Source organism: Mesorhizobium dulcispinae (genome assembly GCF_033977345.1).
In the GTDB taxonomy this organism is placed as follows: Bacteria; Pseudomonadota; Alphaproteobacteria; order Rhizobiales; family Rhizobiaceae; genus Mesorhizobium; species Mesorhizobium dulcispinae.
This window is the reverse complement of sequence record NZ_JAVIIY010000005.1, coordinates 338,882-355,631: the sequence shown is the minus strand read 5'-3', so window position 1 is coordinate 355,631 and position 16,750 is coordinate 338,882. Positions and strand designations below refer to the sequence as shown.

Annotated in this window: 15 protein-coding genes; 4 read left to right on the top strand and 11 right to left on the bottom strand. The window is 64.3% G+C overall.

Annotated elements, in window-relative coordinates:
- Nucleotides 1–25: 25 nt before the first annotated feature.
- The 3 genes from RFN30_RS14660 to RFN30_RS14650 all read right to left on the bottom strand — a co-directional run bounded on the left by RFN30_RS14660 (nucleotide 26) and on the right by RFN30_RS14650 (nucleotide 3,184).
- Complete coding sequence (locus RFN30_RS14660) at nucleotides 26–622, bottom strand: LysE family translocator (protein WP_320262792.1); 597 nt, start codon at nucleotides 620–622, stop codon at nucleotides 26–28.
- A gap of 121 nt (nucleotides 623–743) precedes the next feature.
- Nucleotides 744–1,319, bottom strand: coding sequence for an acetolactate synthase small subunit (gene ilvN / locus RFN30_RS14655; RefSeq protein WP_320262791.1), 576 nt, complete (start codon nucleotides 1,317–1,319; stop codon nucleotides 744–746).
- Between the two features lie 83 nt (nucleotides 1,320–1,402).
- Nucleotides 1,403–3,184, bottom strand: coding sequence for an acetolactate synthase 3 large subunit (locus tag RFN30_RS14650; protein WP_320262790.1), 1,782 nt, complete (start codon nucleotides 3,182–3,184; stop codon nucleotides 1,403–1,405).
- A gap of 336 nt (nucleotides 3,185–3,520) precedes the next feature.
- On the opposite strand from RFN30_RS14650, the gene RFN30_RS14645 reads away from it, so the two are divergent.
- A complete protein-coding gene (locus tag RFN30_RS14645; protein WP_320262789.1) occupies nucleotides 3,521–5,443 on the top strand; it encodes a sigma-54-dependent Fis family transcriptional regulator in 1,923 nt (640 codons plus the stop codon).
- 268 nt (nucleotides 5,444–5,711) lie between these two features.
- Complete coding sequence (locus tag RFN30_RS14640) at nucleotides 5,712–7,520, top strand: NAD(P)-binding domain-containing protein (RefSeq protein WP_320262788.1); 1,809 nt, start codon at nucleotides 5,712–5,714, stop codon at nucleotides 7,518–7,520.
- A 45-nt stretch (nucleotides 7,521–7,565) separates the two neighbouring features.
- On the opposite strand, the gene RFN30_RS14635 is transcribed toward RFN30_RS14640, so the two are convergent.
- The 4 genes from RFN30_RS14635 to tmpA form a co-directional block, all read right to left on the bottom strand.
- On the bottom strand, nucleotides 7,566–8,726 hold the full coding sequence (locus RFN30_RS14635) for a PcfJ domain-containing protein (RefSeq protein ID WP_320262787.1): 1,161 nt from the start codon (nucleotides 8,724–8,726) through the stop codon (nucleotides 7,566–7,568).
- 484 nt (nucleotides 8,727–9,210) lie between these two features.
- Nucleotides 9,211–9,411, bottom strand: coding sequence for a hypothetical protein (locus RFN30_RS14630; protein WP_320262786.1), 201 nt, complete (start codon nucleotides 9,409–9,411; stop codon nucleotides 9,211–9,213).
- 27 nt (nucleotides 9,412–9,438) lie between these two features.
- Entirely contained in the window at nucleotides 9,439–10,029 is a 591-nt protein-coding gene (gene tmpB / locus RFN30_RS14625) for a (R)-1-hydroxy-2-trimethylaminoethylphosphonate oxygenase (RefSeq protein ID WP_320262785.1), read from the bottom strand.
- Nucleotides 10,026–11,177 carry a 2-trimethylaminoethylphosphonate dioxygenase gene (gene tmpA, locus RFN30_RS14620; protein ID WP_320262784.1) on the bottom strand — a complete coding sequence of 384 codons (1,152 nt, stop codon included), beginning with the start codon at nucleotides 11,175–11,177 and terminating at the stop codon, nucleotides 10,026–10,028. Before tmpA ends, tmpB begins: the two co-directional genes overlap by 4 nt.
- A 112-nt stretch (nucleotides 11,178–11,289) precedes the next feature.
- On the opposite strand from tmpA, the gene RFN30_RS14615 reads away from it, so the two are divergent.
- Nucleotides 11,290–12,174, top strand: coding sequence for a LysR family transcriptional regulator (locus RFN30_RS14615; protein WP_320262783.1), 885 nt, complete (start codon nucleotides 11,290–11,292; stop codon nucleotides 12,172–12,174).
- On the opposite strand, the gene RFN30_RS14610 is transcribed toward RFN30_RS14615, so the two are convergent.
- From RFN30_RS14610 to RFN30_RS14600, 3 genes are read right to left on the bottom strand one after another with little or no spacing between them, the layout of a single operon-like run.
- Nucleotides 12,166–12,705: a GNAT family N-acetyltransferase gene (locus RFN30_RS14610; protein ID WP_320262782.1), complete on the bottom strand. Its 540-nt coding sequence runs from the start codon at nucleotides 12,703–12,705 to the stop codon at nucleotides 12,166–12,168. The two genes, RFN30_RS14615 and RFN30_RS14610, sit on opposite strands and share 9 nt — an antisense overlap.
- A gap of 37 nt (nucleotides 12,706–12,742) precedes the next feature.
- Nucleotides 12,743–13,051, bottom strand: a complete 309-nt coding sequence (locus RFN30_RS14605) for a hypothetical protein (protein ID WP_320262781.1) — start codon at nucleotides 13,049–13,051, stop codon at nucleotides 12,743–12,745.
- A gap of 4 nt (nucleotides 13,052–13,055) precedes the next feature.
- Nucleotides 13,056–13,622: a helix-turn-helix domain-containing protein gene (locus tag RFN30_RS14600; RefSeq protein WP_320262780.1), complete on the bottom strand. Its 567-nt coding sequence runs from the start codon at nucleotides 13,620–13,622 to the stop codon at nucleotides 13,056–13,058.
- Nucleotides 13,623–13,774: 152 nt separating this feature from the next.
- Here RFN30_RS14600 and RFN30_RS14595 point away from each other — a divergent pair, with 152 nt between their 5' ends.
- Nucleotides 13,775–15,604: an ATP-binding protein gene (locus RFN30_RS14595; RefSeq protein ID WP_320262779.1), complete on the top strand. Its 1,830-nt coding sequence runs from the start codon at nucleotides 13,775–13,777 to the stop codon at nucleotides 15,602–15,604.
- 277 nt (nucleotides 15,605–15,881) lie between these two features.
- Here the strand turns inward: RFN30_RS14595 and RFN30_RS14590 are convergent, their stop codons facing one another.
- Entirely contained in the window at nucleotides 15,882–16,673 is a 792-nt protein-coding gene (locus tag RFN30_RS14590) for a GGDEF domain-containing protein (protein ID WP_320262778.1), read from the bottom strand.
- Nucleotides 16,674–16,750 lie beyond the last annotated feature (77 nt).

The following is a 16,750-nucleotide window of genomic DNA, read 5'->3' as shown; positions in this document are numbered from 1 at the left end:
CGGCCTCACCTGAATATCGATACATCTAGCGGAGCATCGGCCAGAGCGTTGCCGCCAACAGCAGACCCATGGCGATGTTGAACCATTTCAGGCGCATGGGATCCGACAGGAAGCCGCGCAACGCGGTGCCGAACCCGGCCCAGACGGAGACGCTGGGCAGGTTGACGATGGTGAAGGCGATCGAGATCAGCGCCACCGAAACGAACGGGTGGTCGGGGTTGGTGTAGACGGCCATGGCGGTGATCGCCATCACCCACGCCTTGGGGTTGACCCATTGGAACGCGGCGGCGTCGATGAAGCGCATCGGCCGCGCCTCCGCCCCTTTTTTGTCGCTCATCGAGCGCGACATGGCGATCTTCCAGGCGAGGTAGAGCAGGTAGGCGGCGCCCGCGATTTTCAGCGCCGTGTGCAGCGCCGGAAACGCCGTCAGCACCGCGCCGAGCCCGAAGCCGACGGCCAGCAGCAGGATCAGAAAGCCGATGCTGATGCCCAGCATGTGGGGAACGGTCCTGACGATGCCGAAATTAACGCCGGAGGCCAGCAGCATCAGGTTGTTCGGCCCCGGCGTGATCGAGGTCACGAAGGCATAACCCAAGAGAGCAAGGAACGCGTTGAGAGACATCGTATCCTCCCTAGATACGTCAGCCTTATTGTCCTTTTTTGGCAGACGCGCAAAAGCCACGAATGGGCGACTGCAGGACCAGAGAGGGATTGATGCAGCGCAAGCAGCGATTGGCGCGCGCTCACATACCCTGCGGGCCGCGGTTCATCGCAGCGACGCCGGTGCGGCAGATTTCGACCAGGCCGAGCGGCTTCATGATGGCGATGAACTGATCGAGCTTGGAGCCCTTGCCGGTGATCTCGAAGATGAAATGCTCGGTATTGGCGTCGATGACGCTGGCCCGGAACGCGTCGGCCAGCCTCAGCGCCTCGACGCGGGCGTCGCCGGTGCCGGCGACCTTGACCAGCGCAAGCTCGCGCTCCAGCGGCCGCTCCTGGCCGAGTTCATGCGAGCGCACGGTTAGGTCGACCACGCGGTGCACCGGCACGATGCGCTCGAGCTGGTGCTTGATCTGCTCAAGCACATGCGGCGTGCCGCGCGTCACGATGGTGATGCGCGACAGATGCTTCTCGTGCTCGGTCTCGGACACCGTAAGGCTTTCGATGTTGTAGCCGCGCCCCGAGAAAAGGCCGATGACCCGGGCGAGCACGCCCGGCTCGTTGTCGACCAGCACGGAAAGCGTGTGCGTTTCCGGCTTCTCGGTTTCCTTGGAGATGAAATAGGCGGAGCCGGTCGGTTGAAGGTGCTGTGCGTTCATGACGTGAATCTCGATTTCAGACTTTTGAGCTAATTCTCTGTTTGTGCATGGCTTTCTCTCGACAGCCCCGCCTTGGTGGCTGCCTACACCAGTTCCCTGCCCTTGGCGTCGATGGCGTTGGCCACCGCCTCGTCGGTCGCCTCGTCCGGCAGGAGCATCTCGTTGTGCGCCTTGCCCGACGGGATCATCGGGAAGCAATTGGCCAAAGTCGCCACGCGGCAGTCGAACAGCACCGGCTTCTTCACCGAGATCATTTCCCGGATCGCGTCGTCCAACTCGTCCGGCTTGTCGCAGCGGATGCCGTGGCCGCCATAGGCTTCCGCCAGCTTGACGAAATCCGGCATCGCCTCGGTGTAGGAATGCGACAGCCGGTTGCCGTGCAAGAGCTGCTGCCACTGGCGCACCATGCCCATATATTGGTTGTTCAGGATGAAGATCTTGATCGGCGCCTCGTACTGCACCGCCGAGCTCATCTCCTGCATCGTCATCTGCACCGAAGCGTCGCCGGCGATGTCGATGACCAGCGCGTCGGGATGCGCGATCTGCACGCCGAGCGCTGCCGGCAGGCCATAGCCCATCGTGCCCAGGCCGCCGGAGGTCATCCAGCGGTTCGGCTTGTCGAAATGATAGTGCTGCGCCGCCCACATCTGGTGCTGGCCGACCTCGGTGGTGATGTAGGTATCCATATCCTTGGTCAGCGCGTAGAGCCGCTGGATGGCGTATTGCGGCATGATCACGTCGTTGTTCATCTTGTAGGCAAGCGAGTCCCGCGCGCGCCATTTCGCGATCTGCTCCCACCACGGATAAAGCGCCTTCTTGTCGGCCTTGGCGGTCGCCCGCCACAGCCGCACCAGATCCTCCAGCACCCGGCCGACATCGCCCAGGATCGGCACGTCCGCATGGACGTTCTTGTTGATCGAGGACGGATCGATATCGATGTGGATCTTCTTCGAGTTCGGCGAGAATGCGCTGAGCCGGCCGGTGATGCGGTCGTCGAAACGCGCGCCGATGCAGATCATCACGTCGCAGTCATGCATCGCCATGTTGGCTTCGTAGGTGCCATGCATACCGAGCATGCCGATCCAGTTCTTGCCTGACGCCGGATAGGCACCGAGGCCCATCAGCGTCGAGGTGATCGGGAAGCCGGTGAGATCGACCAGCTCGCGCAGCAGGTGGCTGGCTTCCGGGCCGGAATTGATGACGCCGCCGCCCGAATAGATGATCGGCTTCTTGGCGGAGGCCATAAGCTCGACCGCTGCCTTCACCTTTTCCAGATCGCCCTGGACCTTCGGCTGGTAGCTGGTGCGCGGCGCCGTCTGCGGCGGCACGTAGACGCCCTTGGCGAACTGCACGTCCTTCGGAATGTCGACCACGACCGGGCCGGGGCGCCCGGTGGTCGCGACATGGAAGGCCTCGTGGATGGTGGCGGCAAGCTCGTTGACGTCCTTCACCAGCCAATTGTGTTTGGTGCAGGGCCGAGTGATGCCGACCGTGTCGCATTCCTGGAAGGCGTCGGAGCCGATCAGCGAGGTCGGCACCTGGCCGGTGAGACACACCAGCGGGATGGAATCCATCAGCGCGTCCTGCAGCGGCGTCACCGCGTTGGTGGCGCCGGGACCGGACGTCACCAGCAGCACGCCGGCCTTGCCGGTCGAGCGCGCATAGCCTTCCGCCGCGTGCCCGGCGCCCTGCTCGTGCCTGACCAGAATGTGCTCGACCTCGTCCTGTTGGAAAATTTCATCGTAGATTGGGAGAACTGCGCCGCCCGGATAGCCGAAGACGTGCTTGACGCCGTTGTCCTTCAGCGCCTGCACCACCATTTCGGCGCCCGTCATTTCACGCCGCTCGTTCTGTCCACTGCTCATCGGTTTGGGTCCCGTATTGTTCGCCGCCTGGCGATTGCTGGTCGTTTAGTTGGGTTTTGGGCAATAAAAAAGGCCCCCGAGGGAGCCTGTGGGATGCGCATGGGAGGTTTTCGCCCGGCGGTTACACCGCCTTGCCCACGCGCCAGCCTACGAGAATGAGTGCTGTTTTCATGGCGGCGGACAATAAGGGCCAAAACGCGGACTCGTCAATGGGGTGCCGCGCGAATTCACCCGCCTGTGAGATCGGCGGCCCTCGCGCTACCATAGTACAGTTGAGCGCGCGGGGCTGAAGCACCACTATTGCCCGGCAAAGGACGTTGCCTGCGAGGAGGACGCATGGCCGGCGAACGGGAGCATATCCGCGAGATCGAGCAGGTTCTGTCGGGCGCGCGATCGGCCCGCGACGACATTGTGGTGCAGTCCTGGCTGCGCTGCGTCGACACGCACCGGCTCGACCCTGCCCGGCCGACCGAAGCCTATATCGTTCCCGACACTCAGTTGCGCGAGCACCGCGAGCAATCCGAACGGCTGATCGCCATTGCCCGCAGCGGCCTGGAGACACTGTTCAAGCAGGTGGCGGGCCAGAACTACGTCCTGTTGCTGGCCGACGCGAAGGGCGTCACCGTCGATTTCCTCGGCGATCCGCTGTTCATGGACCAGTTGCGCAAGGCCGGGCTCTATCTCGGTTCGGAATGGTCGGAGAGCCGCACCGGAACCTGCGGCGTCGGCTCCTGCATCGTCACCGGCGAGGCCATGACCATTCATCAGACCGACCATTTCGACACCACCCACACGCCGCTTTCCTGCACCGCCGCGCCGATCTTCGACACCAAGGGCGAGCTGACCGCCGTGCTCGACATATCGCTGCTGCGTTCGCCGCAGCCGAAGGGCAGTCAGAATCTGGCGCTGCATCTGGTGACCGCCTCGGCGCGCCGCATCGAGCTCGCCAATCTGATGGCGCAGATGCACTCCGAATGGGTGTTGCGCTTCTCGCGGTCGCCTGAGTTCCTCGACGTCGATCCGGAGGCGGCGATCGCGCTCGACGCCTCGGGCCGCATCCTCGGCACGACACGCGGCGCAGCACTGCTTCTGGCGCAGGCCGGCGGTGTCGACTGGAGGCACTCGCCCTCGCCGATCGGCCAGCCGATCTCGCGCTATCTCGACATGGGCATCGACGACCTGCCGAACCTGACGCGCGGGCGTCCGACCGAGGAGCGGCTGGTGTTCGGCCGCAACGGCGGCGCCCTCTTTGCGCACGCCATCGAGCCGCAGCCGCAGAGCATGCGCCGCGCTCCCGCTGAAGTGCTGCCGAAGCCGATTGCCGAGCTTTCGGGCGGCGATCCGGCAATGGCGGCGATGCAGATCAGGGCCGCCAAGCTGGCGCGCACGTCGATTCCGATCCAGATTCATGGCGAAACCGGCTCAGGCAAGGAGGTTCTTGCCCGCGCGATCCATGACAGCTCCGGGCGCCATGGCCCGTTCGTGGCCATCAACTGCGCGGCCATCCCGGAACATCTGATCGAGAGCGAGCTTTTCGGGCACATGGCGGGCGCCTTCACCGGGGCCGCGTCCAAGGGGCGCAAAGGGCTGATCGAGAGCGCCGACGGCGGTACGCTGTTCCTCGACGAGATCGGCGACATGCCCTACGCGCTGCAGTCGCGGCTGTTGCGGGTGATCGCCGAGCGCGAACTGATCCCGGTCGGCGGCACCGAGCCGCGGCCCGTCGACATCAAGGTCATCTCGGCCTCGCACCATGACCTGCGCAAGCTTGTCGCCGAGGGCCGTTTCCGCGAGGACCTTTTCTACAGGCTGAACGCCGCCTCGCTGGCCCTGCCGGCGCTGCGCGAGCGCACCGATTTCGAATGGCTGTTGGACCGGCTGGTGGCCGAGCGCGCCCGCCTTGCCGCCCGGCCGGCGAAACTGTCGCCAGCGGCGCGGCTGGCGCTGATCCGCCACGGCTGGCCCGGCAACATCCGCGAGCTCGTCAACGCCATCGATCTGGCGGTGGCGCTTTGCGACGACGGCACGATCCAGCCCGCCGACCTGCCCGACTTCGCGATGCCGCATGCGGCGCCATCGGTCCCGCATGCGAAGCTTGTCGCGCTACGGCCGCCCTCGCCCGGTGAAGAGCGAGAGGCGCTATTGAGCGCGCTGGTAGCGGCAGGCTGGAACATTTCCGAGGCCGCGCGCCGCCTTGGCATCGACCGCACAACGGTGCATCGCCGGATGAAGCGCCTGCGCCTGGAAGCACCGAACTAAAGCAATTCGAGGAAAAGTGTGAAGCGGTCTTCCGTCCGGAATTGCTTCAAAACAAAGAGATAGAGCGGTTCACCGTTTCCGTGAAACGGTGAACCGCTCTAGCGTTGCGGCGGCTGTGGCGCGCTGTAGCGCGCGCAACACTGCCGCAACAGGCAAGACGACGGAACAGCGCCCTAACAAATTGATTCCATTGTAATCCTCACCGGGCACCATGGTTGGCACGCCGCTTGCTGTTCGTACCTGAACTCTAGCAAGCGGAGGAGAACACATGCTCGAGAGGACACCAACCACCAAGGCGCAGGCGCTGCTCGACAAAATCGGCAAGGCGCTGGAAGCCGGCGACATCGACACCGCCGTCAACTGCTTCCAGGCCGACTGCTATTGGCGCGATCTCGTCGCCTTCACCTGGAACCTGAGGACGATGGAGGGCCGCGACCAGATCCGCGACATGCTGCGGGCGACGCTGGCCAACACCAAGCCGACCGGCTGGACGGTGGCCGAGGGCGAGGAAGCGACCGAGGACGGTGGCATCGTCACCGCCTGGATCACCTTCGAGACCGGCGTGGCGCGCGGCTTTGGCCTCGTGCGGTTCAAGGGCGACTTGATCTGGACGCTGCTGACCACCATTGCCGAGCTGAAAGGCCACGAGGAGAAGGCCGGCTTCACCCGCCCGCTCGGCGCCAAGCATGGCCACGGCAAGGGCCGCAAGACATGGCGCGAGGAGCGCGACGACGAGATCGCCGAGCTCGGCCACACCCGGCAGCCCTATGTCGTCATCATCGGCGGCGGCCAGGGCGGAATTGCTCTTGGTGCCAGGCTGAAACAGCTCGGCGTGCCGACCATCATCGTCGAGAAGAACGAGCGTCCGGGCGACTCCTGGCGCAAGCGCTACAAGTCGCTCTGCCTGCACGACCCCGTCTGGTACGATCACCTGCCCTATATCGACTTTCCGAAGAACTGGCCGGTCTTCGCGCCGAAGGACAAGATCGGCGACTGGCTGGAAATGTACACCAGGGTGATGGAGCTGAACTACTGGTCCTCCACCACCGCAAAATCCGCCACATATGACGAGAAGGCCAAGGAATGGACCGTCGTCGTCGAACGCGACGGCAAGGAGATCGTGCTGAAGCCGAAGCAGCTGGTGCTGGCGACCGGCATGTCCGGCAAGGCGAACTGGCCGAAATACAAGGGCCAGGACATCTTCAAGGGCGAGCAGCAGCATTCCTCGACCCATCCGGGCCCGGACAAATATGTCGGCAAGAAGGTCGTCGTCATCGGCTCCAACAACTCCGCCCACGACATCTGCGCGGCGCTGTGGGAAGCAGGCGCGGATGTGACCATGGTGCAGCGCTCGTCCACGCATATCGTCAAGTCCGACACGCTGATGGATATCGGCCTCGGAGCCCTCTATTCCGAGCAGGCGGTCGAGAACGGCATGACGACGCGAAAAGCGGACATGATCTTTGCCTCGCTGCCCTATCGCATCCTGCACGAATTCCAGATTCCGCTTTACCAGCAGATGAAGGAGCGCGACGCCAAGTTCTACCAGGATCTGGAAAAGGCCGGCTTCATGCTCGACTGGGGCGACGACGGCTCGGGCCTTTTCATGAAGTATCTGCGCCGCGGCTCCGGCTATTACATCGATGTCGGCGCCTGTGACCTCGTCATCGACGGCTCGATCAAGCTGAAGAGCGGACCGGGCGCAGCGGTGCAGGAACTCACGGAAACCGGCGTCAAGTTCGTCGACGGCACAGAACTGCCGGCCGACCTGGTGGTCTATGCCACCGGCTACGGCTCGATGAACGGCTGGGCCGCGGACCTCATCTCACAGGACGTGGCGGACAAGGTCGGCAAGGTCTGGGGCCTCGGCTCCGCCACCACCAAGGACCCCGGCCCGTGGGAAGGCGAGCAGCGCAACATGTGGAAGCCGACACAGCAGGAAGCGCTGTGGTTCCACGGCGGCAACCTGCACCAGTCCCGACACTACTCGCAGTATCTGTCGCTGCAACTGAAGGCCAGGCAGGAAGGCATCGCGACGCCGGTCTATGGGCTGCAAGAGGTCCATCACAAGGGCTAGTCATCAAAGGACCCGCGCGGCCTCTCCGCCGCGCGGGTCTTTGTTTCAGGCCCTGAGCACCACGCCTCTCGCCTTGGCCCAGCGCTCGACGACCTTGCGCTCCTCCGGCAGGGCCAGACGATTGCCGAAACCGCGCACCTGGACCGCACGGTTCTGGGGATCGAGCTCGATCGTCAAGAGCCGCTCGATCTTGCCCAGCGCCGTGCGCCGCAGCACCCAGATCGAGGCGTTGCCGGCGATGCATTTGGCCGCGCACGTCGACACGCAGTGATGCATTGCGCGGCTCTCGGCGACCAGATCCTCGGCCGTCTTCAGCTGCCGGACGAAGAAGCGCTCGCCGCGCACCTTCGCCTCCTTCGCCGATGGCTGCCATTCCCAGTCTTCGAGGCGCGAGCCGTCCCAGGCGCCGCGCTCGGCCTGCGTTCCGGCGCCTCGCTGGGTGCGTCCGGCGGCGCGGCGGCGCATGGCCTCGATGCGTTCGATCGCGGCGATGTCGCGGTGCCAGTCCACCATCTGCCGGCGCAGCGAGGCAAGCGTGCGCCCCTTCAGGCTGTAGGCCGCATCACGCTGATGCATGGCGCCGATGTAATCGCAAAGATCGTCGATCTCCTCCTTCGAGGCGGGATGTCCACAGAAGAAGCGCGCCACCTCGCGCCAGAAGGCCAGTTCGTGGCGCGGTGTGCGCGCGATCTTGGTGCGCGCAAGCCGGACCGCCAATCCCTGGTCATCCGTGTAGGACCGGGCGATCGCCAGCCAGAACGCCTCGGCGAAACCAAAATCGCCGGACACGTTGAGGAAGCAATGCACCTCCTTGCGCGACAGCCATGCGTTGGCGCCCGCCTTGTAGAGCGAGTCGCCGCGCGCCACCGTCACATACCAGGCCTTGCGGAGCGCAATCTCGTTGGCGTCCAGCCCCGTGCTGTCCAACCAGACGCTCTCGAGCGCGGCCGAAACCGGATAGCGCGCATAGAGATAGCGCGCCGCGGCCAGCCGCAGGCGCGCGCGGTCGCGCGTCTTCAGCTTCGGGCGCCACAGCGCGCCGTCGCGGATCGCCATGCCGGCAAGACCCGAGCGTGCGTCGTCCAGCGCCCGTTCGAAATCCGGAACGGGACGCGCTGCGGCGAAAATCTGCCGCAGCCTTGCATCATAAGCTTCAATGCGTTCGCGCTCGGCGTCCTGCCTGCGCTGGATCATAGACCTGGCCATGGCCGTTCTTCCCTGTTGGAACCCTGTCAGCCGCGCGCATTTCCAGCGTCGGCACGGACAGTGACGATCTGGATTGCGGGATCATTGACAGGTCTCCTTTCGGGGATGACGGGTTATGGATGGCGCGCTCTGTAGACGCGTTGCAAACTTGACGCAAGCGCCATTCTCTCAATGTTTACAATGGCCTGCCGGAGTGTTGCAAAGCCGCATCTGAGGCTTTCGGGCAGCCGCCATCGTTCGCGGAAAGCGCTCGGCTCGCCGTCGTTTCGTTCCACGCTGCATCAACGCGTGGAGAGGATAATGCTCACCGCACATCGCGGACGGCGTCGCATCGTCGGGAGGTGGGAGACCCGCAGGGGGGTCAACTGGTCCGTACGCCGCGAAGGCGCAAAATGCGTGAACAAGATCTCATCTTCGCCTCCATAAAAAGCGTTGTCGGTTCCGGCACGGCCGTTGAAACGGCCTGGCCGCATGTCGGGCGCGGCTAATACATGCGTTCGAGCAGGACAGCAAGGCGCCGGTCGTGCTCGGCGTCGCCGGGCTTGAACAAGCCGTCTGCATCTCGCTGGTCAGGCCCGGCGCGGGAAGCAATCAGGCCCAGCGCACCTGCGACAGGCAAACGGTCGCGGCAGTCGTCCGGCCGGTATGCACGCAGCGCGTTCTCGCCGTCGAAGCAAAAGCACATGGCCGTCTCCTCCCCGGTGATGCCTGGCTAAGCCGCCTTTTCAGCCGCAAATCTTTCCACCACGCGCCGCAGCAGCGGCACGTAATCGCGAAAAGCGCGTGTCTTCATGTTGGCGATCTTGCCGCCCTCATCCCAGATGCGCACCCGCACCGCTTCCTCGTGGAAAGGGTTGCCGCGGAACTCCGCCACCTCCTCGGCGCTCATCGGCCCGCCTTGCAGCGACAGCGTGTGGACCGAAGCCGGCGAGAGCTTGCCGAAATAGTTCGGGTCGGTTGCGCAGAGGTAGCGCTTGGCCGCGACGTGCAGCCGCACACATTCGACGATGACCGGTGGAAAGAATGGCGCCAGCACCTCGCCGCCCGCCTCGTCATGGTGCTTGTCCTCGACATCGTCGGGAGAATAGGTGCCGAACTCGCTGGTGTAGTGGCCGATGTCGTGCAGCAGCGCCGCAGCCACCAGTTCCTCCGGCGCGCCGTCCTGTTCGGCAAGCCACGCGCCTTGCAGCATATGCTCCGACATGGTGACCGGCTCGCCGAGATAGGATTCCGCCCCGCGGCGCTCGAAGATATCGGCGATGAATTCGACGATGTTGCCTGTGTTCAATTCCTGCGGGTTCATTCCGCCGCCTCCCTGAAATCGTATTCGATCGCGGCAAGCGTCGACAGCAGGCCGTCCTTATCGGCGTAGCAGCCCTGCAGCCAGCGCTTGCCGCTGCCGGAAAACGCCTTGCGCGCATGCATGACGCGGGTGTTGTCGACGATGAAGGATTGCCCCGCCTCGAGCTTGAAGGTCACCTCGAAGGAAGGGTCCTCGATCAGCTCGGCGAACCGGCGATAGGCGGCGTAGTATGTGTCCATCTCGGCGAACGGCACGTCGACGGTCGGCGCCAGCGAGCGGTTGTTGAAGCGGATGCAGATGAGTTCGCCGTCGGGTCCGAGTTCGATCATCGGCCGCTTCGACTGCAGCCGAACGCCGGAAGAGCCGGCATATTCGAAGCGCGCGGGATAGGAGGAGAGCAGCCGGAAACCCGCAGGGTTTTCCGCCTGCAGCGCGGCGGCGACCGCAAATCCGTCGACGACGCTGGATTCGCCGCCGTCGACCGTATTGTCGATGCAGGCCAGGATCTGCAACGTCGGCACCGGATCGCGATAGGGATTGTCGGTGTGCGCCTGCAGGCCGAGATTGGTATAGGCGAGATTGTTCGGATTGACCTCGGCCCGCACCTCGAACCAGCGCCCGTAATTGGTCTCCCTGATGTAACCGAAGAGATCGGCCACCTTGCACAGCGCCCCGGATTCGGCCGGCAGACCGTCCATGACGGCGAAGCCAAAGCGCCGCACGGCGGCCAGCCATTGCCGCAGGACGTTGCTGTCACGGCTGGCCTCCGTATAGGCCGCGCGCGGCACCGAACTCTGCATCGTGGCCTTGGTCCACCGCTGAATGTCGCTACCTGTCCAGCCGGGCTGCCGATCCTCCTCGCGGTCGTATGCATGGGCGTGAAGCCAGTCTGCCGGAAAGCCGACGGTCTTGTCTTCCGGAACGAAGGTGACTTCCAGCGTTTCGCCCTTGATCGAGGCAGCGCCGATCCGTGTCTCCGCTGGAATGTCGAGAATGGTGATCAGCCGCTGGCCGTTGCCGGCGCTGCGTGTCTTGTCGTCCAGCGCATTGTCGCGCAGCCACATGGCGTGGAAGCGGCAACGCGTTCCGTCCTCCCAGCCGAGTTCGATCGTTCGCCCGTCATCGGCAAGCGTTGCTCTGGTCAGCATGTTCCTGAAGCTCCCGTCTTCGACCCCGCCGCCGCGGGTAGCGATTGCATGCTGACCTCGCCAAAGGCATAATTCAAATTATCGTTTTTCGGGCAATGGCGTAGAAATTCTGATGGCTGGGAAGACTTTCGACACAATGCCTCCTCTCGACTGGCTGCGCAGTTTCGAGGCAGCGGCGCGTCTGTCGAATTTTACCGCTGCGGCCGCCGAGCTCGGGCTCACGCAAGCTGCCGTCAGCCAGCATATTCGCTTTCTGGAGGAGCGGCTCAAGACGCGATTGTTCGCGCGGCTGGCGCGCGGTGTGGCTCTCTCGCCGGAGGGCGCCGCCTATCTGCCACACATCCAGTCGGCATTCGCGATCATCGGCAACAGCACCAGCGAGCTGTTCGAGCCCCGCGCCATGCAGACCGTCAGCATCCGCGTTCCCATCTCCTTCGCCCTTCTCGTGCTCGTGCCTGCCCTTCCCGATCTGGCAAAGGCGCTGCCACGGGTCAGGCTCGATCTGGTGACCATCCATCGGCCGGCCGATTACGACCAGCCGGGCTCCGCGCTCGACATACGCTTCGGCAACGGATCCTTCCCCGGCAGGGAAGCCGACCGGCTGACCGTCGAGCGGCTTGTCCCGGTCGCAGCTCCGGCGCTCGCCCGTGACGCCGATTGGACGACCTTGCCGCTGCTGCTGGTGGCCGGCGCACGCGAAATGTGGGCGGAATGGTTTGCCGCTTCCGGGCTTGCTGGACATTCCCGACGTTCGCATCGCTTCGACAGCTTCGTTGCCGCCATGGAAGCGGCGAAGGCCGGCGCCGGAGCGCTGCTGGGCTCGCGGCCACTGATCGACACCACTCTCAAAGACAATCTACTCGTCAGGCTTTCGGATTTCGAGCTGTCCAGCCCATCGGGCCACTTCCTGACAAGGCCGTCATCATCGCGGCTGACCGGCGCCGAGCAGGATTTTCGCCGCTGGCTTTTGTCGCGGCTCGCCAGGGTTTCAGGGTAGCGCCTCAGCCGTTGCGCCGATCCGCTTCCAGTAGATGAGCGTGCCGGTGAGCCCGCCATGCGGCTTCAACGCATAGTCCGGAATTTCCCCGGTCAGCGTGAAGCCGAGTTTCTCGTAAAGGCCGGCAGCCCCCTCCTCGGCTGCGGTGTCCAGCACCAGCAGGGTGCGACCCCTCTGGACGGCCAATTCCTCGGCGGCTCGCATCAGGCGGGCCGCGATGCCTTTGCCGCGATGGTCGAGGCGTGTCATTAGCTTGGCGATCTCGGCGCGGTGCGGCTGGTTGGGCGGGCAGTCGAGAAGCAGCGTGACGGTGCCGACAAGCGTCTTGCCGTGCCATGCGCCCAGCACGGCCCTTTCTCCCCGTGCGGCGGCAGCCAGCGATTTGCGCCAGAACTCATGGGCCGTGTCGGGAGACAGCGGATGCATGAAGCTCACCGATCCGCCGGCGGCGACCGTCTCGATCAGCAGGTCGGCCAGCATCCCGCTGGTTTTGGCGTCATCTCTCAACGCCCTGATTTCAAGGGAGTTCATGTCCATGCTCTCCAGGTGGTGAGGTGTCGGGCCGCGGTCATTCGAAATGACTGCTCCGTTTTCGTCGGCGCGCTTTGCGGATTTCCGCGATGCGCTCGGCATCGTCCTCGCTGAGGTGCCGTCCACGCTCGAGGATCTCGAGCGTGTATTCCTCATAGGTCAGGCCAAGCCGCTCGGCCCTTTCCAGACGCATCAGCATGACGCTGTGGCTCGGCGCCTTCCAGGCCCTGTCATGGGCGTCGCGCCAGGCGAGGAAGATGTAGGCATCGCCCTTGCCCCAGGGCGGGCCTTCATAATCGTCAAGAGGCGGCCCGCCATTGTGCGAGCGTCTCGGTCGGCGTGCCATGCGATCAGCCCCGCACCAGCGCCACCAGATACTCGGCGGCTTCCGGTCCCGGGGCATGGAAACTGCAGGCCGACGGGGCGCCAAGCGCCAGGCAGTCGCCCGGCTCGAGTCTGTGCACGACATCGCCTTCAGTGAAGTCGAGGCGGCCGCCGATAAGCCAGATCTGCTGCTTGATGAAAGCATAGGACGCTGCCGGGAAATCGACCTTGGCGCCTGCCGGCAAACTGACCCGGATCAGCTCGAGCGGCATTTGCGTCGCCGGTGACAGGTGCCGCCTCACATAGCCCGTCGCCGGATCCTGCCAGACCGGCTGCTCGTCCTTGCGGCAGACGCCCCCGCTCTGCATTTCGGCGCGGGCAATCAGCGTCGACAGCGTCATCCCGAACGCCGACGCGATGCGCACCAGCAGCGCCGCGGTCGGACTTGTCATGCCGCGCTCCATGGCGCTCAGCATCGCCTTGGAAACGTCGGAACGCTCGGCGAGCTCCGCCAGCGACCAGCCTCGTAAATCCCGCTCGGAGCGTATCCGCCTGCCGATCGTGGACGTGATGTCGTTCGATATATCAGCCATCCGTCCAATATATCGAAACATCGGCATGACGGAAGAGGTTATTCGATCGAATTTTCGCGACTGCCTTAACTGGCCCTACACCATCCGACCTCACGCGACTTTAACCCCCGATTGGATAGGTTTGACCCCGAGGGGAATGGGACAGGTCACCGATGTTTGTTGAACGCGAAGCCTCCGTAGGGGAACCGACCTCGCAGGAGCGCCGCGACGCCCAGCAGAGCGACAAGCGCATTCTGGGCAATGTCGTGCAATGCGACGGCGCGCGCGCCACCATCAGCGCTTATGCCGAGGATGCCGAAGGCACGGTCACCGGCCTGTGGACCGTCGGCAAGATGATTTCCATCAATCTTGGCTCGACGCGCACCGTCGGCCTTGTCTATGCGATCGGCAAGTCCGACCGCGTCTGGAGCAACGAGGGCCAGAACGCGATCGAGGTCAGCATCGAGCTGATCGGCGAGGTGCGCGACGGCGCCGAGCCTGGCGCCAAGCCGGTCTTCGACCGCGGCATCACCACCTATCCGCATATCGGCGCCGTTGCCCATCGCATCCGCAGCCGCGACCTGCAGGCCGTCTACGACCTCGCCGGCCGCCATTCGATCACCATCGGCACGCTGTCCCAGGACGAGGCGATCGACGCCAACATCGCCATCGACGACACGCTGGCGCGCCATTTCGCCGTTGTCGGCACCACCGGCGTTGGCAAATCCACGGCTGTCTCGCTGCTTTTGCGCAAGTCGATCGAGGCCCGGCCGGATTTGCGCGTGCTGATCCTCGACCCGCACAACGAGTTTGCCGCCTCGCTTCCGGAACATTGCGTGAAGGTCGATTCCAAGACGCTCGACCTGCCGTTCTGGATGTTCAGGCTGGAGGAATTCGCCGAGGTTCTGTTTCGCGGGCGCGAGACCGTGCCGGAGGAAGTCGACGTCCTGCGCGACCTCATCCCCGCCGCCAAGAACCTTTATCGCAACCCGAGTTCCGGCTCGTATATCAGGCGCGGCAGCGATGCACTGACGGCGGACACGCCGGTGCCTTACCGCATCGCCGATCTCCTCAAGCAGATCGACGAGCGCATGGGACTCCTGGAAAGCAAGAACGATCGGCCGACGCTGAAGTCGCTGAGGACGCGCATTGAGTCTGCCGCTTCCGATCCGCGCTACCGTTTCATGTTCAATTCGCGGCTGATCGAGGACACCATCCACGAGACCATCGGCAACATTTTCCGCGTGCCGAACCACGGCCGTCCCGTGACCTGTTTCGAGATGGCTGGCATGCCGTCCGAGGTCGTCAACTCCGTCTGCTCGGTGCTGGCGCGTCTCGCCTTCGACCTTGCGCTCTGGAGCGAGGGCCGGCTGCGACTGCTTTTGCTGTGCGAGGAGGCGCATCGCTACATGCCCGCCGATCCACGCCTCGGCTTCGCGCCGACCCGGCACGCTTTGTCGCGCATCGCCAAGGAAGGCCGCAAATATGGCTGCTACCTCGGCGTCGTCACCCAGCGTCCGGGCGAGCTCGATCCGACGATCCTGTCGCAATGCTCGACCTTCTTCGCCATGCGCCTCGCCAACGAGCAGGACCAGGCGATCATCCGCTCGGCGATCGCCGATTCCTCGGCCTCGACGCTGGCGTTCCTGTCCTCCATGGGCCAGCGTGAAGCCATTGCCTTCGGCGAAGGCGTGGCGACGACCATGCGGCTCAAATTCGAGAAACTGTCCCGCGAATTCATCCCGGGAACGGCCAAGCGCGAGCAGACCCTGCCAGCGGAAGCCGGCGACGATGTCGACCTCGCCGGAATTGTCGAGCGGCTGCGCAACGTGCCGAAACCGCAACAGGCCATGGCCTTTGCCGAGGTTGTGGATTCCGCCCGTCAGGCTGGCGATCCGGACTATCGCAAGCCGCCGGCGCCGCGCGCACAGCCGGACGATGATTTCGACCTGCGCTATGGCCTGAAGCCCTCGACCTTCGGCATGCGCCAGCAGAACGACTGAGCCCCGCGCTTTCCCGTCGTCCCGATTGGACCTTCGGCAGAATTGCTTCTCTGCTTGTCGGCCAACGTGGGTAAATCCCGTCAGGGAATTCGTCAGGCCGAGTCGGATGGTGCCGCTTTCGAGAACCGGAGCGGAGCGGACATAAAGTCCGTGAGCACCGGCCTACGCCGGCCGTAGCCGTAACTGCCACGTCCTCCATGAGTGCTTCGGCCGGCGAAGGCCGGAAGCGCAGAAAACGGCAGCATACGGCCGGCATCACGAATTCAGTGATGGGATTTTAGGCGCAGACGCGGTTGCGGCCCTGCTTCTTGGCCTCATAGAGCTGCCGGTCGGCGCGGCGATAGAAGTCCTCGGCGCTCTCCTTGCGGTCCCAGACGGCAAGGCCGACGCTGGTGGTGACCTTCAACCGCACATTGCCCGACAGTATCGACATGTTGGCGATCGCCTTGCGGATGCGCTCGGCGAACCGGGCGAGCAGTTCCGCGTCCATGTTGGGCGTGACCACGGCGAACTCCTCGCCGCCAAGCCTCGCCACCACATCGTGATAGCGCGTCATGCCGCGCACGCATTGCGCGACGGCGCGCAGAACTTCGTCGCCGACATCATGACCATGCGTGTCGTTGACCTGCTTGAAATGATCGAGGTCGAGGATCATCAGGCCCACCGGCTTGTCGATGCGGCCGAACTCGTCGAGATATTCCCTCAGCGCGTCGTCGAAGTAGCGGCGGTTCTGCATGCCGGTGAGGCCATCGGTGAGCGCGGCCTGCTCGAGCGTTTGCGAACGGGCGCTCAGCGACACCGTCATGGCGCGCAGCTTGCCTTCTTCCCGCACCTGGCCGCGGATCAGCGGGTAGATGAAGAAGGTCCCGAAGAACAAGGCGGCGGCCAGCAGAGCGCCGGTCACGAACAGCAACTTGTTGAGATAGATGATCCTGTCGAGACGCGATGCTGTGTCGAGATCGGTCGCAATATCCTGCAATTGGCCATAGGCGTGGAAGGTCACCAGGCCGGCAGCCAGGATCACGAAAATAAAGACAAAGAATGCGGATTCCGCCTTGTGAAAACGCATAACTCCCCGCGGAACTGCGACCCATAGTCGTTATGGCATGCGCGGCCTTACGGACCGTTAACCTGAGCAACCGTGAC